Source organism: Variovorax sp. GrIS 2.14, assembly GCF_046115955.1.
GTDB lineage: Bacteria > Pseudomonadota > Gammaproteobacteria > Burkholderiales > Burkholderiaceae_C > Variovorax.
Genome location: NZ_JBJXIA010000006.1, coordinates 95,295 through 110,244, shown reverse-complemented (window position 1 = coordinate 110,244; position 14,950 = coordinate 95,295). Strand labels below are relative to the sequence as shown.

At 63.8% G+C, this 14,950-nt stretch carries 14 protein-coding genes; 9 read left to right on the top strand and 5 right to left on the bottom strand.

Features of this window, described 5'->3' with window-relative positions; translation table 11 throughout:
- Positions 1-15: 15 nt before the first annotated feature.
- On the top strand, positions 16-1,203 hold the full coding sequence (locus tag RCH10_RS12235; RefSeq protein WP_409052559.1) for a PLP-dependent aminotransferase family protein: 1,188 nt from the start codon (positions 16-18) through the stop codon (positions 1,201-1,203).
- Between the two features lie 3 nt (positions 1,204-1,206).
- On the opposite strand, the gene RCH10_RS12230 is transcribed toward RCH10_RS12235, so the two are convergent.
- Positions 1,207-1,434, bottom strand: coding sequence for a hypothetical protein (locus RCH10_RS12230; RefSeq protein ID WP_187052227.1), 228 nt, complete (start codon positions 1,432-1,434; stop codon positions 1,207-1,209).
- Between the two features lie 88 nt (positions 1,435-1,522).
- Between RCH10_RS12230 and RCH10_RS12225 the strand changes: the two genes are divergently transcribed.
- Together RCH10_RS12225 and RCH10_RS12220 are read left to right on the top strand one after the other, a co-directional pair.
- Positions 1,523-1,861: a DUF6172 family protein gene (locus RCH10_RS12225; RefSeq protein WP_409052558.1), complete on the top strand. Its 339-nt coding sequence runs from the start codon at positions 1,523-1,525 to the stop codon at positions 1,859-1,861.
- Between the two features lie 31 nt (positions 1,862-1,892).
- Positions 1,893-2,435: a Dps family protein gene (locus RCH10_RS12220; RefSeq protein WP_187052225.1), complete on the top strand. Its 543-nt coding sequence runs from the start codon at positions 1,893-1,895 to the stop codon at positions 2,433-2,435.
- Positions 2,436-2,457: 22 nt separating this feature from the next.
- On the opposite strand, the gene serB is transcribed toward RCH10_RS12220, so the two are convergent.
- Positions 2,458-3,171 (bottom strand): phosphoserine phosphatase SerB, encoded by a 714-nt coding sequence (gene serB, locus RCH10_RS12215; protein WP_409052557.1) that lies wholly within the window; start codon positions 3,169-3,171, stop codon positions 2,458-2,460.
- Complete coding sequence (gene mfd / locus RCH10_RS12210; RefSeq protein ID WP_409052556.1) at positions 3,168-6,647, bottom strand: transcription-repair coupling factor; 3,480 nt, start codon at positions 6,645-6,647, stop codon at positions 3,168-3,170. Before mfd ends, serB begins: the two co-directional genes overlap by 4 nt.
- A gap of 146 nt (positions 6,648-6,793) precedes the next feature.
- Between mfd and ispD the strand changes: the two genes are divergently transcribed.
- Both ispD and ispF read left to right on the top strand, forming a co-directional pair.
- Positions 6,794-7,519, top strand: a complete 726-nt coding sequence (gene ispD, locus RCH10_RS12205; RefSeq protein WP_409052555.1) for a 2-C-methyl-D-erythritol 4-phosphate cytidylyltransferase — start codon at positions 6,794-6,796, stop codon at positions 7,517-7,519.
- On the top strand, positions 7,516-8,004 hold the full coding sequence (gene ispF / locus RCH10_RS12200) for a 2-C-methyl-D-erythritol 2,4-cyclodiphosphate synthase (protein ID WP_409052554.1): 489 nt from the start codon (positions 7,516-7,518) through the stop codon (positions 8,002-8,004). The genes ispD and ispF overlap by 4 nt, the downstream gene beginning before the upstream one ends.
- Positions 8,005-8,058: 54 nt before the next feature.
- Here ispF and RCH10_RS12195 read toward each other — a convergent pair whose 3' ends face one another.
- Positions 8,059-9,495, bottom strand: a complete 1,437-nt coding sequence (locus RCH10_RS12195; RefSeq protein WP_409052670.1) for an ATP-binding protein — start codon at positions 9,493-9,495, stop codon at positions 8,059-8,061.
- A 71-nt stretch (positions 9,496-9,566) separates the two neighbouring features.
- A complete protein-coding gene (ompR, locus tag RCH10_RS12190) occupies positions 9,567-10,298 on the bottom strand; it encodes a two-component system response regulator OmpR (RefSeq protein ID WP_068632698.1) in 732 nt (243 codons plus the stop codon).
- Between the two features lie 192 nt (positions 10,299-10,490).
- Between ompR and RCH10_RS12185 the strand changes: the two genes are divergently transcribed.
- From RCH10_RS12185 to RCH10_RS12170, 4 genes are all read left to right on the top strand, one after another.
- Positions 10,491-10,838 carry a hypothetical protein gene (locus RCH10_RS12185; protein WP_323495043.1) on the top strand — a complete coding sequence of 116 codons (348 nt, stop codon included), beginning with the start codon at positions 10,491-10,493 and terminating at the stop codon, positions 10,836-10,838.
- A gap of 112 nt (positions 10,839-10,950) precedes the next feature.
- Positions 10,951-11,634 (top strand): SIMPL domain-containing protein, encoded by a 684-nt coding sequence (locus RCH10_RS12180; RefSeq protein WP_323495044.1) that lies wholly within the window; start codon positions 10,951-10,953, stop codon positions 11,632-11,634.
- 105 nt (positions 11,635-11,739) lie between these two features.
- Positions 11,740-12,687 (top strand): alpha/beta fold hydrolase, encoded by a 948-nt coding sequence (locus RCH10_RS12175; RefSeq protein ID WP_409052553.1) that lies wholly within the window; start codon positions 11,740-11,742, stop codon positions 12,685-12,687.
- Positions 12,688-12,744: 57 nt separating this feature from the next.
- A complete protein-coding gene (locus RCH10_RS12170; protein ID WP_409052552.1) occupies positions 12,745-14,949 on the top strand; it encodes a RelA/SpoT family protein in 2,205 nt (734 codons plus the stop codon).
- Position 14,950 lies beyond the last annotated feature (1 nt).

Genomic DNA, 14,950 nt, shown 5'->3' with positions numbered 1-14,950 from the left:
GAAAGTGAAATCACCATGCAATTCGCCTCCCGCCTCGACAACGTCGAAACCTCCGCCATTCGCGAACTCTTCAAGCTGCTCGGCACACCCGGCATCATCAGCTTTGCCGGTGGCTTTCCGGACAGCGCCATGTTCGACGTCGAGGGCCTGAAAGAAGCCAGCGCCAGGGCCTTGAACGAAGAGGCGTCCGGCGCCCTGCAATACGGCGCCACCGAAGGCTACGAGCCGCTGCGCACGCAATTGAGCGCCTTCATGAAGAGCAAAGGCGTCGATGTCGATCCGAGCGGCCTGATCGTGACGACCGGCAGCCAGCAGGCGCTCGATCTGCTCGGCAAGACGATGATCTCGCCTGGCGACAAGGTCATCGTCGAAGGGCCGACATTCCTCGCGACCATTCAGTGCTTCCGCCTGTATGGCGCGCAGCTCATCAGCGCACCGATCGACGCGCACGGCGTGAAGACCGACGAGCTCGAGGCGCTCATCGCCGAGCACAAGCCGAAGTTCGTCTACCTGATTCCGACCTTCGGCAATCCGAGCGGCGCGCTGCTGAGCCTGGAGCGTCGGAAGAAAGTGCTCGAGCTGGCGGTCAAATACCAGACGCTGGTGGTCGAAGACGACCCATACGGCGACCTGTATTTCAACGAGCCGCCGCCGCCGTCGATCATGGCTTTGAGCAAAGACGTGCCCGGCAGCCGCGAGCTGCTTGCGCACTGCGGCAGCATGAGCAAAGTGCTGAGCCCGGGCCTGCGCATCGGCTGGATGATCGCGCCGGCCGAGCTGCTGGCCAAAGCCACCATGTGCAAGCAGTTCAGCGATGCGCACACCAGCACCTTCGCGCAGGCGACAGCCGGCCAGTACCTGAAGAGCGGCCGTATGCCGGCAACGCTGGACAACGTGCGCAAGGTCTACGGCGAGCGTGCCAAGGCGATGGCTGCAGCGCTGGAACGTGCACTGGGCAATGCCATTGCCTTCGAGCAACCGGATGGCGGACTGTTTTTCTGGGCCCGACTCACGGGCGCGAACGGCAGGTCGTCGGATGCGGCTGCGTTCGCTAAACGGGCCATCGAACAGCGCGTGGCCTTCGTGCCCGGCGCGCCGTTCTATGCCGAGAAGCCCGACATGGCGACCTTGCGCCTGAGCTTCGCGACGGCCAACGTCGAGAAGATCGAAGAAGGCATCGCGCGGCTGGGCAAGGCGCTCTGAAAGTTACGGCGAGCGGTGCAGCCGCGGCGCCCCGAGCGCCACGAGGTTGTCCGCGATGGCAGCGTCGACATTGGGCCAGCGGCCCGACAGACGCGACAGCGTCATGATCGTTTGCAGCGCCTTCAGATCCTTCACGCTGGGTGCTACCTTGATCTGCGCGATCGCCGCGCCTGCGTTGCCGCCGTTGATGAGCGACATCACCTTGCTTGCCCAATCGTTTGCCCGTGCCATGAAATTTCCCTGATGCGCGTTATGTGCCGAATGTAGCCGCGGTCTGCAGTCATTGTCATTGGCGCGGGGGCACACGGTACGATGACCCATGAAAAAGACTTTCCAGCTGCGCCCCGAAGGCAAGCACCCCGACCGCGTTCTCGAGGCGATCAAGCATGAGGTCCGCAAATACATCAAGCGGGAGCGTCGGCGTCCGATGCAGGCAGACACTGATTTTCTCGACTTCGATTGCAAGTTCGGCACGACCGCTGAAACGGCTGAAGCGGTGCACCTGTCGGCGTTGACCTCGCTGATGGACAGCGTTGCCAAAGAAGCCGGCCCGCAGTTCTACGTCGAGATCCTCGGCAAGCCGGGTCATCGCACGGCCAAACCAGCATCGGGCACACCCGCACTTGAGGGCAATGCGCTGCCCGAGACAAAGGCTTAAAGTTCATTTTCCTCAAACGAAAGGGCTCATCATGGCAAAACCCACCGCCAGCAAAACTGCTGACCTCAAGACACGTCGCAAGGCTCCGCTCGCGACGCCGAGCGACCTGGCAGCCGAGGCCACGGTCGATATCGCGGCGGCGCTCAACGGCGTTCTGGCCGATGTGTTCGCGCTTTATCTGAAGACCAAGAATTTCCACTGGCACATGAGCGGCCCGCACTTTCGGGACTATCACTTGCTGCTGGACGAGCAGGGCGACCAGCTGTACGCCATGACCGACCCGATCGCCGAGCGAATCCGGAAGACTGGCGGGACGACCCTGCGTTCCATCGGCCACATCGCGCGCATGCAGCGCATCAGCGACAACGACAGCGACTATGTCGATCCGCTCGACATGCTGTCTGAGCTGCGCGAAGACAATGCCACTCTGGCGGCCCGCCTGCGCGAAGCCCACAACGTGACCGACGAGCATCGCGACATCGCGTCGTCCAGCCTGCTCGAAAACTGGATCGACGAAACCGAGCGGCGCACCTGGTTCCTGTTCGAATCCAGCCGGCGCGGTACGCCCGCCTGATTCGTCGGCGCAGCGGCGTCGTTCAGTGCAGGATCTCCAGCAGCCGGTCGAGGCCGCCTTCGTTGATCGCGACCATGGCCTGCTCGCGGACCTTCGGCTTGGCGTGATAGGCGACCGACAGGCCGGCTTCGGCCATCATCGGTAAGTCGTTGGCACCGTCGCCGACGGCGATGGTTTCGGCCGGCGAGATGCCGAGCAAAGAAGCCACTTCGAGCAGCGTGCGGAGCTTCTCGGCGCCGTCGCAGATATCGCCCCAGCTTTGCTGCGCGACCGCGCCAGTGAGCTTGCCGTCGGCCTCATCGAGCAGGTTGGAGCGGGCGAAGTCGATGCCGAGCCGGTCCTTCACCCGGTTCGCGAAGAAGGTGAAGCCGCCTGAAACCAGTAGCACCTTGAGCCCTGCGGACTTGCATGCCGTGACGAGTTCGGTGGCGCCTGGGTTGAGTTGCAAGCGCTCGTCGTAGACCTGCTGTAGCGCAGCCACCGGCACGCCTTTCAACAGCGCGACGCGGCGTCGCAAGCTTTCCTTGAAGTCCTTGATCTCGCCACGCATGGTGGCTTCGGTGATGGCCGCGACCTCGGCCTTCTTGCCGACTGCGTCGGCGATCTCATCGATGCACTCGATGTTGATCAGCGTCGAGTCCATGTCGAATGCGATGAGCTTGAAGTCGGCGAGGCGCAGCGGCGGCTTCACGCGCTGCAGCACAAGGCCGGACGTAGGCGCCGTGAATTTGTTCATGCGACGACCGCTTCCTTGACCACCGGTTGCCCGAGGCTCCGCAGCACATCCCGCACCATCTGCGCCCGCTCTTTCGGCTCCTTCAACTCGCGTTCGATGCGCAGCTTTTCGTTGCCAGCCAACTTGATGTGCTTGTTCTTCTGGATCAGGTGAATGATCGCCATCGAATCGACCGGCGGGTCTTTCTTGAAAGTGATGTGAATCACACCCGGCGCAGCGTCGACCTTGATGACGCCGTAAGGCCGCGCGAGCACGCGCAGGCGGTGCGTGTCGATGAGTGTCTGTGCCTGCGGCGGCAACTTGCCGAAGCGGTCGACGATCTCTTCCAACAGGATGTCGATTTGGTCGGAGGTCTTCGCGGTCGCCAGCTTCTTGTAGAACGACAGGCGCAAATGCACGTCGCCGCAGTAGGTGTCCGGCAGCAGCGCAGGGGCGTGCAGGTTGATCTCGGTCGTGACGCTGAGCGGCGATAGCAAGTCCGGTTCTTCGCCCGCCTTGAGCGATCGGACGGCTTCGCTCAGCATCTCGTTGTAGAGCTGGAAACCGATCTCCATCATGTTGCCGCTCTGGTTGTCGCCGAGCACTTCGCCCGCGCCGCGAATCTCCAGGTCGTGCATCGCCAGGTAGAAGCCCGAGCCGAGCTCTTCCATCTGCTGGATGGCTTCGAGCCGCTGTGCGGCGTGCTTGGTGAGGCCTTCGATGTCGGGGACCATCAGGTAGGCATAGGCCTGATGGTGACTGCGCCCGACGCGGCCACGCAGCTGGTGCAGTTGCGCCAGGCCGAACTTGTCGGCGCGGCTCATGACGATGGTGTTGGCGGTCGGCACGTCGATGCCGGTCTCGATGATGGTCGAGCACAACAGCAGGTTGTAGCGCTGCGCCACGAAGTCGCGCATCACACGTTCAAGCTCACGCTCCGGCATCTGGCCGTGGGCCACGGCGATGCGAGCCTCGGGCAAGATTTCTTCGAGCTTCTGGCGTCGGTTTTGGATGGTGTCGACTTCGTTGTGCAGAAAGTAGACCTGCCCGCCGCGCTTCAGCTCGCGCAGCACGGCTTCGCGAATCACGCCGGTGCCTTCGTTGCGCACAAAGGTCTTGATGGCGAGCCGGCGTTGCGGCGCGGTCGCGATCACGCTCAGGTCGCGCAGCCCTTCGAGCGCCATGCCGAGCGTGCGCGGAATCGGCGTGGCTGTCAGCGTGAGCACGTCGACCTCGGCGCGCATCGCCTTCATGGCCTCCTTGTGGCGCACGCCGAAACGATGCTCCTCGTCGATGATGAGCAGGCCGAGGTTCTTGAACTTGACCGATGCTGAAAGCAGCTTGTGCGTGCCGACGACGATGTCGACCGTGCCTTCTGCCAGCCCCTTGGCGGCGGCGGTGATCTCTTTCGCGGAACGAAAGCGGCTCATCTCGGCCACCTTGACCGGCCACTTGGCAAAGCGGTCAACCAACGTCTGGTAATGCTGCTCGGCCAAGAGGGTGGTCGGCGCCAGAATCGCGACCTGTTTGCCACCCGTGACCGATATGAAAGCGGCGCGCAAGGCCACCTCGGTCTTGCCGAAGCCGACGTCGCCGCACACCAGCCGGTCCATCGGTTGCGGCGAGATCATGTCCTGAATGACGGCGTGGATCGCGCCCTTCTGGTCAGCCGTTTCCTCGAAGCCGAAGTCATTGGCAAACACTTCGTAGTCGGCGGCTGAATAGCGGAATGCGTGGCCCTGGCGAGTAGCCCGCCGCGCGTAGATGTTGAGCAGTTCGGCCGCCGAATCGCGCACTTGTTCTGCGGCGCGGCGCTTGGCCTTTTCCCATTGACCGGAGCCCAGCTTGTGCAGCGGCGCCTCGTCCGCACTGACGCCGGTGTAGCGGCTGATCTGGTGCAACTGGCTCACCGGCACATAGAGCGTCGCCTTGTCGGCGTACTCGAGGTGCAGCATCTCCTGCAGCAGCGGCTTGCCTTCGGCGTCGACGCCCTGACCGAGGTCCATGTGCACGAGGCCACGGTAGCGTCCGATGCCATGCGCAGAATGCACCACCGGGTCACCGACCTTGAGTTCCGACAGATCCTTGATCAGCGCCTCGACATCGCTGACCTGTTCCTGCTTTTTGTTGCGGCGGCGCGTGGTCGGCGTGGTCGCGAACAGTTCGGTTTCGGTGACGAAGTCGATGCCTGTCTCGCGCCATGCGAAACCGGCGACCAGCGCCGCGGTGGCGATGCCGATCTTCTCGTCGGGCGACGCCTCGAACTCGGCGAGCGAATCGAACGAAGGCGGATTGACACCGCTGGCCCGCAGGAAGTCGAGCAGGCTCTCGCGCCGGCCGTCGCTCTCGGCGATGAGCAGCACGCGGTGCGGCGTGGTGTCGATGTGTAGCTTGAGGCCGACCAGCGGATCGTCCGCGCCGCGAACCACGGCGAAGGGCGGTAGCTTGTCGAACTCGGCGTAAGGCACGCTGTCATCGACCGAGCGGATGGCCAGCTGCGCATGCGGCTTGGCCCGCAGGTAGAACTGTTCGGCGCTCAGGAACAGCGTTTCCGGTGGCAGCGCGGGCCGCTCAGGGTCGCCGCGCACCAGCCGGTAGCGCTCGCCGGTGTCCTGCCAGAAATGCTGGAACGCCGGCTCCAGGTCGCCGTGCAAGACAACGGTGGTGTCGGCACCGAGATAGTCGAACACCGTCGCCGTCTCTTCGAAAAAGAGCGGCAGGTAGTACTCGATGCCGGCGGTCGCGACGCCGTTGCCCATGTCCTTGTAGATGCGGCTCTTGGTCGGATCGCCTTCGAGCATTTCGCGCCAGCGGCTGCGAAAGCGTGCGCGGGCGTCGTCGTCCATCGGGAACTCTCGTCCAGGCAGCAACCGCACTTCGGGCACGGGATAGAGGCTGCGCTGCGTGTCGGGATCGAAGGTGCGGATCGAGTCGATCTCGTCGTCGAACAGGTCGACCCGAAAGGGCACGAGCGAACCCATTGGGAACAGGTCGATCAGGCCGCCGCGCACCGCGTATTCGCCCGGGCTCACGACCTGCGTGACGTGCGTGTAGCCGGCGAGGGTGAGCTGCGCCCGGAGCTTGGTGTCCTGCAGTTTTTGCTTGGTCTTGAAGTGAAAGGTGTAGCCCGCCAGAAACGATGGCGGCGCCAGCCGGTACAGCGCAGTGGTAGCTGGCACGAGGACGACGTCCGCCTCTTTCTGGCTGATGCGCCAGAGGGTGGCCAGCCGCTCGCTGATCAAGTCCTGGTGCGGCGAGAAGCTATCGTAGGGCAGCGTCTCCCAGTCGGGAAACAGCGCACAGCGAAGCTCCGGTGCAAAGAAGGCGATTTCGTCGATCAGTCGCTGCGCGTCGTTGGCGTCAGCGGTGAACACTGCGGTCGCACGACCAGCGGATTTTTCGCGTGTCGCGAGCTGCGCCAGCATGAGCGCGTCGGCCGACAACGGGGGGCGCGGCAGCGTGAATCGCTTGCCCGCCGTGAGATGGGGGAGGTCCATGAATCGCTTCGAAAAATGCAGAACACCCCGCGCCGGATGGCGAGGGGTGTACGACCGTGCAATTCTAGAATGGTGGCCTCATTGCTGCTGGCGCGCTGGCTCATTCACCATTCGACGTTCTCACCGCGCCGATCTACAGGAATTGCATGTCGTCTTCGCGTCTCTATGTGCTCATCCCCTGCGCAGGTTCCGGCCATCGCGCGGGCGGCACGCTGCCCAAGCAATACCAGCAGATCGCCGGTCGGCCAATGGTGGCGCACACGATCGATGCTTTTCGGGCGCTGACGGGTCGCTTCACCGCATTGGCCTTGGTCGTGGCCGAAGGTGACCGCGACATCGCGACGGTGCTTCCGGACTTTCCGGGAACCGCCGAGCATTTGTTCAAGGTCGGCGGCGCGAACCGCGCGGCCAGCGTGCGCAATGGGTTGCAGGCGCTTCGCGGGCAAGGCGCGGGTCCGCACGACTGGGTGCTCGTGCACGACGCCGCGCGATGCCTCGTCACGCCGACGCAGATCGAAGCGCTGATTGCTGCCTGTGAGCACGATGCCGCCGGTGGCCTGCTGGCGCAGCGGTTGCCCGACACGCTCAAGGTCGCGTCACCCGAAGGCCGTGTGGCAGCGACCCTGACCCGTGCCGACAAGTGGCTCGCGCAAACACCGCAGATGTTTCGCATCGGGATGTTGCTCGACGCCCTCGAACGTGCCGGCGACATCGTGACTGACGAGGCGAGCGCCATCGAGGCGCTGGGCTTGGCGCCCCTGCTGGTGCCGGGCAGCGCACAAAATTTCAAGGTGACCTATGCAGAAGACTTCGCACTGGCGGAGGCCGTGCTGAACAGCCGGCGCCGTATTGAGCGGACCGACAAACCATGACGATGCCCTTCGACATTCGCGTCGGCGAAGGCTGGGACGTGCATCAGCTGGTCGCCGGTCGCAAGCTGATGCTGGGCGGCATCGAGGTGCCGCACACCGCGGGCCTGCTCGGCCATTCCGATGCCGACGTGCTGTTGCACGCCATCACCGATGCGCTGCTGGGCGCTGCGGGGCTGGGCGATATCGGACGACATTTTCCGGACACCGATGCCAGATTCCACGGCGCCGATTCCGCCGCGCTGCTGGCTGACGCTGCGACGCGTGTGCGTGCTGCGGGCTGGACGATCGGCAATGTCGACAGCACCGTGATCGCTCAAGCGCCGAAGCTCGCGCCGCACATTCCCGCGATGTGCGGGCGCATCGCAACTGTTTTAGGCATCACGGTCGATCGGGTGAACGTGAAGGCCAAGACGGCTGAGAAACTCGGACCGGTCGGCGAAGGACGCGCGATGGAAGCGCGGGCCGTTGTGCTTTTGTCTCGCTGAGATCGCTCTGATGTCCCGCGATGGTCGCCTTAAAGCGACCGTCGAACTGCTGGTCTAGGCATTGGTGTCACCGCCTTTTGCTGAGGCTTCCCCCTTTTTGCCCGGCGGGCCGTCCAGCTTGATCGACGGACCCCTTGGCATGCGAATGTGCGCCGCCAGGCCGCGACCGGGCGTGCTGGTCAACGCAAAGGTGCCCCCCATGCGCTCGATGTTCTTCGCCACGATCGACAGTCCGAGGCCCGCGCCGGCTGCCGACGTGCGTGCCGCGTCGCCTCGGAAAAACGGCTTGGTCAATTGCGAGAGCAGGGCGGGCGCCACGCCGGGGCCATGGTCGCGCACCTTGATCAGCACCGCATCGTTGTGGGCCTGAGCCTGGATGTTGATATCGGCCACGCCGGTCGCAGGCGTCTTGCCGTAGCGCCGCGCGTTCTCGACCAGGTTGGACATCACGCGCTGCAGCTCGACCTCGTCCGCCATCACGCGTAAATCGGACGCGACATCGACCTTGATCTTCATGTCGTCGTAGTCCTGCACGGCATAGATGCAGGCATCGACCACGTCGCGCAGCAACACGGGTTTGAAGTCGACATGGTCCGGCCGGGCGTAGTCGAGGAACTTGTCGATGATCGAGTCGAGTTGGGCGATGTCGGCAGCCATATGGTTGCGCGCATCTTCGTCCGCCACGCTCAATTCGGTTTCGAGCCGCAGCCGTGCCAGTGGCGTGCGCAGGTCGTGCGAAATGCCGGCCAGCATCACCGCGCGGTCTTGCTCGATCTTGGCAAGCTGGTCGGCCATGCGGTTGAAGCCGATGTTGACGGCGCGAATTTCGCTGGTGCGCGCACCTTCGTCGAGCCGGTGCGCCTCGTATTCGCCTTCGCGAACCTGGCGTGTGGCGCGCGACAGCTGCTTCAGCGGCCGGTTGATGAAGCGCGTGATCAGCGCGGCGCCGGCCAGCGACAGCACCACGGCCGTCGCGAGCCAGACCAGCCACGTGCGTCCTCCGACCCGGCTGAAACGCGTCGGGTCCAGCAAGAGCCAGTAGTTGTCGCTTTCGATCGTGAAGCCGATCCACAGGCCCGGCTCGTCGTTGACGCGGCTCGCCACATTGGTGCCTTCGCCGAGCTGATCGATCAGCTCTTCAGTCACGCGCTGGTCGAGCGAGCCACTGGTGTAGGCCTCGACGCGGTCGTTCGGTTCGCGCGGCAGGATCCGCACGCCTTCCTGGTCGGCCAGCGTCTTGATGAGCGACACGCGCGTGATCGCATCGGAATACACCAGCGCCGCGCGCGTCAGGTTGACCAGCGACGCAATCTGATGTGCGGTCTGGATGGCGCGCGGTTCGTATTCGAGGGCGCGAAAGGTCTGCAGCCAGGCAAAAGTGCAGCCGAACAGCAGCAGCGCCAACAGGAAAAAGGTACGCCAGAACAGGTTGAAGCCGAGCTTCAGGCGCGCGCGACCGCGCTGCGGCAACCCTTCGAGCGGGCTTGGCAGCGTGACTGCGCCGGGGTCCTCGCCAAGCGGGTTCGGCAACGTCGATTTGGGGCCGTTGGCCGCCACGGAAATCAGGTGGTGCCGTCCGGCACGAACACGTAGCCGACGCCCCAGACGGTCTGGATATAGCGCGGCGCCGCGGCGTCGGATTCGACCAGCTTGCGCAGGCGCGAGATCTGCACATCGAGGCTGCGGTCGAAGGGCTCGAACTCGCGGCCGCGTGCCAGCTGCGCGAGCTTTTCGCGCGACAGCGGCTGGCGTGGATGGCGCACCAGCGCCTTCAGCATCGCGAATTCACCGGTGGTGAGAGACAGCTCCTCGCCGTCTTTCTTCAACGTCCGCGAACCGAGGTCGAAACTGAACGGGCCGAAGTTGACGGTTTCGTTGTCGGTCGACGGCGCCCCCGGCGCCTCGAGTGGCGGGCGGCGGCGGAGTACCGCATGCACCCGCGCCAGCAATTCGCGTGGGTTGAAAGGCTTGCCGAGGTAGTCGTCGGCACCGACCTCGAGACCGACGATACGGTCGACGTCTTCGCCTTTGGCCGTCAGCATGATGATGGGCGTGCGGTCGTTGGCGGCACGCAGGCGGCGGCACACCGAAAGGCCGTCTTCGCCGGGCATCATCAGGTCGAGCACGATCAGATCGACCGTGTCGCGCAGCAGGATGCGGTTCAGCGCCTTGCCGTCTTCGGCCACGATGACTTCGAAGCCCTCTTGCGTCAGGTAGCGACGCAGCAGGTCGCGGATGCGGGCGTCGTCGTCGACGATCACGATCTTGTCGGTGCGAGCAGGGTTTTGATTCATTTCTACAACACTGAATTTGTAACAGAGCCGATTCTGAATGCGTTAGCAGGCCATTGAGCCGGTTTTCACAGTGCTTTGACACTAAGTTACAAAACTTGCGGACGTACGCGGTCCAGACGTTTGCGCGTTGCACGCCGGTGGCACAGTGCCACCACCTTGCCGTTTCGCCACATCATTTTTCTACGTCAGACGATGCCTTTGGTCGTTGCTTTGCTGTGCTTGCCCGTGCTGCTCGTGGTGCCTGCAGAAGCCGCGCAAGACGGGTCGACGCCGGCGAGTCAACAGCGCCGCAGCGAACTGCGCACTGCAGTCGACGCGCATCGTGCGTCGCAACGCGAGGAAGTGCGGCGCGAGGAAGCCACCGCCGGCCGTCGCCTGACGGCTGCAGAACTTGCGGAGTTGCGTGACCAGGTGCGGCAACAATGGGCAGCGCGGACCGAGCTGATCCGATCTGCGGAATCGCAACCTGTCGAGCGTATGGTCAGCGCTCCGGAGTCGCGTGCCGTCCAGATCCCAGCGCCGCGTTTGCAGCGGCCCTGACCCCTTATCGCGGCGCCGAAACGCGACGCACGCGAGCCATGCCGCGCGCCGGCTTGCTCCATCTCTCTTTTAAAAATGGAAGTCCCTTGTTTTGAACGCTATTAAATTGACAGTGGCATGCGCCGTTCTTTCCGCGGCTGCCACGGGCTTCGCTCAGACCGCGACCTCGGCGCCGCCGCAGAACGTACTGCAGTTGTCGGCCAACGGCACGGTCGAAGTCCAGCAGGACTTGCTCAGCATGACGCTCGTCACCTCGCGAGACAACGCCGACGCGGCTATCGTGCAGACGCAATTGAAGACCGCCGTCGACGCCGCCCTGACCGAGTCGCGGAAGGCCGCGCAGCCTGGCCAACTCGACGTGCGCACCGGCAACTTCAGCCTGTCGCCACGCTACACGCGAGACGGCAAGATCAGCGGCTGGCAGGGTTCGGCCGAACTGATCCTCGAAGGGCGCGACTTTCCGCGCATAACGCAGACGGCCGGCCGCATCACGACGCTCAGCGTCGGCAATGTCGGCTTCGGTTTGAGTCGTGAGCAACGAACCAAGGTCGAGGCGGAGGCGCAAACGCTCGCCATCGACAACTTCAAACAGAAGGCCGCCGAGCTTGCCAAGGACTTCGGTTTCGCTGGCTACAGCTTGCGCGAGGTGTCGGTCAACGCCAACCAGGCCAGCCCGATGCGTCCGCGCATGATGGCGATGGAGGCCAAGTCGATGGCGTCCGATTCGGCCGTTCCTGTCGAGGCTGGCAAGACCAGCGTGGTGGTCAACGTGTCGGGCTCGGTACAACTGAAGTAGTCGGGGCTTTTCGAATTCCCATGGATGGTCTGCTCCTGAAAGGCCGTTCACCGGATGACTTACGATGCGCTGAGACAATTGTTTGCATTCCCGAAGCCCGCTTTCATGACCGAACCGACCCTGCATCATGTGGCTTGCCACGACGCCTCCGGCGGTCATCGCATGGCTTACTGGCAGTGGGGCGATCCGCGCAGCGCGCATGTGGTGTTGTGCGTCCATGGGCTCACCCGCCAGGGTCGTGATTTCGATGCTTTGACTCTTTCGTTGTTGGCGCGGGCCGGTAACGATCTTCGGGTGGTATGCCCTGACATCGTGGGACGCGGCGAAAGCGACTGGCTCGCCAATCCGGATGGCTACCAGCTGCCGCAATACGCAGCCGACGTCATTGCGCTGATTTCGCAGCTGCACTCGGAGCAAGCGATCGGAACGCTCGACTATGTCGGCACCAGCATGGGCGGTTTGATCGGCATTGCGCTCGCCGGCAGTCCGAGTGTCCCCTTGCCATCGCCGATCCGTCGGTTGGTCCTCAACGATGTCGGCCCGACGCTCGATCCTGCGGCGCTCAAGCGCATCGGCGCTTATGTTGGCCATGGCGGGTCATATGAAACCCTCGATTCAGCGGCCGACGCACTCTGGGCGCTGTCGAGCACCTTCGGTCCGCACTCTTCGGCGCAGTGGCTGGAACTGTCGCGGCACATGGTGGTTCCTGCCGCGTCGCGCACCGAGGCCGGAGACGCCAAGGTTGCAGGCGGTGGCGATGTCGGCCCCTACGTACTTCACTACGACCCGGCGCTCGCACTGCCTCTGCGTGCAATGAGCGTTGAGGCCGCCACGCAAGGCGAGACGGTGCTTTGGGCGTTGTACGACACCATCAGCGCCACGACGTTGCTCACTCGTGGGGCGCAGTCGGATTTGCTTGGGCGTGAAACGGCCTCTGCCATGACCGCACGGGGCCCGCACCCGCGGCTCGTGGAATTCCCCGGTGTCGGTCATGCGCCGACATTCGTGGCGGCGGATCAGATTGCCGTCGTTGCGTCGTTCCTGCTCGACTGACAAGTCGGTCGTCCTCCGTTTTACTTTTGTCCGCTGGTCGTTCCTGTGTCTGTGTCCATGCCTGAGCATCTCGTCGTCGACTACCCACTGTCTGCCGCCACGGCTGACCGCGCGCCCGTCATCGACCAGATGCTGTCGCGTGCGCGAGCGTTCGCCGAACCGTTGATTGCGGACGAGACACTGGACACCGGCGAGAACACGCTGGCGCATGCCGACGCCGTGGCCAAGATCGTGGCGCACATGGGCGGTTCGGAGGCGATGCAGGCAGCGAGCTATCTGGTCTATTCGTGCCAGCACCTGAACCGCCCGCAAGAGGTGATCGCCAAGGTCTTCGGCGACAACTTCGCGGCGCTGGCCGTCGAGACGACCAAGCTGGTTCATGTGCAGAAGCAGGCTCGATCTGCCACGGCCAGCACGCAGCTGTCCGATGGCCTCGGCTCGCAGACCGAGAACGTCCGCAAGATGCTGCTGGCGTTTTCTCGCGACCTGCGTGTCGTGATGTTGCGGCTTGCCTCACGGCTGCAGACTTTGCGGCATGCGGCCGCCTGCAAAGTTCCGGTGGCCGAGAACGTGGCGCGCGAGTCGTTGCAGGTCTTTGCACCGCTGGCCAACCGACTCGGTATCTGGCAAGTCAAGTGGGAGATCGAGGATCTTTCCTTCCGGTTCCTCGAGCCGGAAACGTACAAGCTCATCGCCCGCCTGCTCGATGAAAAGCGCATCGAGCGCGAAGGCTATGTCGAGCAACTGCGCTCGACGCTCGAGCAGGAGTTGAACGAGCAAGGCGTGCAGGCCAAGGTTCAGGGGCGGCCGAAGAACATTTACAGCATCGTCAAGAAAATGCGCGGCAAGTCGCTCGACTTCGCGCAGGTGTTCGACATCCTTGCGCTGCGCGTGGTGGTGCCAGACGTCAAGGACTGCTATGCGGCGCTGGCATGGGTTCACTCGCACTTTCAGCCGATCGACGAAGAGTTCGACGACTACATCGCGCGCCCCAAGCCGAATGGCTATCAGTCGCTGCATACCGTGGTGCGGGCGGTCGTTGATGGGCAGGCCAGCAAGCCGATCGAGATCCAGATACGCACCGAAGAAATGCACGACCATGCCGAGCACGGCGTGGCCGCACACTGGGCATACAAAGAGGCCGGCCACAAAGGTTATGCGGGGGTTTGGGCGAGCGGCGAATACGACGCCAAGATCGCTGTGCTGCGTCAATTGCTGGCGTGGGAACGGGACCTGTCGGGCGGTTCTCAAGGCCAGGGGCTGTTCGACGATCGCATCTATGTGCTGACGCCGGATGCGGCCATCGTCGAATTGCCACAGGGCGCGACCGCAGTCGACTTTGCTTACACGGTGCACACGAGTCTCGGCCATCGTTGCCGCGGCGCGCGCATCGACGGCGCGATGGTTCCGCTGAACACGCCGCTGCAAAACGGCCAGACGGTCGAGATCGTCGCGGCGAAAGAAGGCGGCCCGTCGCGCGATTGGCTCAACGGCGAACTCGGTTATCTGGCGAGCCACCGCGCACGCGCCAAGGTGCGTGCGTGGTTCAACGCGCAGATTACGCACGAAACGGTTGCGCGCGGTCGCGAGGCTGTCGAAAAGGTACTGCAACGCGAAGGCAAGACGTCGATCAAGCTTGACGACCTGGCATCGCAGCTCGGCTTCAAGTCCGCCGACAACCTTTTCGAGGTGGTCGGCAAGGACGAGTTCTCGTTGCGCAACATCGAAATGTTGTTGCGTCCGCCAGAGCCCGCGCCGGGTGCCGATGACGGCGCGCTGATTCGCAAGTCGCGAGGGAGCGAGAAGTCGGCCAAGGGTGGCGTGCTGGTGGTCGGCGTTTCGTCGCTCATGACGCAGCTTGCCAAGTGCTGCAAACCGGCGCCACCCGACGTCATTGGTGGGTTCGTCACGCGCGGCCACGGCGTCAGCATCCACCGCGCGGACTGCAGCAACTTTCGGCAGATGGCGACCCGCAATGCAGAGCGCGTTATCGACGTGGAGTGGGGCGCCTCCAAGCCGGATGACGGTGCCGTGTATGCCGTCGATGTGGCAGTGGAGGCATCGGACCGGCAGGGCTTGCTCCGCGATATTTCGGAAGTGCTCACCCGCGAAAAGATGAACGTCATCGGCGTGCTGACTCAGTCGATCAAAGGAACGGCATGGATGACGTTCACTGTCGAGATTACCGATGCGGCGCGGCTGGCGCATGTTTTGAAGGTCGTTGCTGGAGTTGCTGGTGTGCGTTCTGCACGTCGGCGCTGAA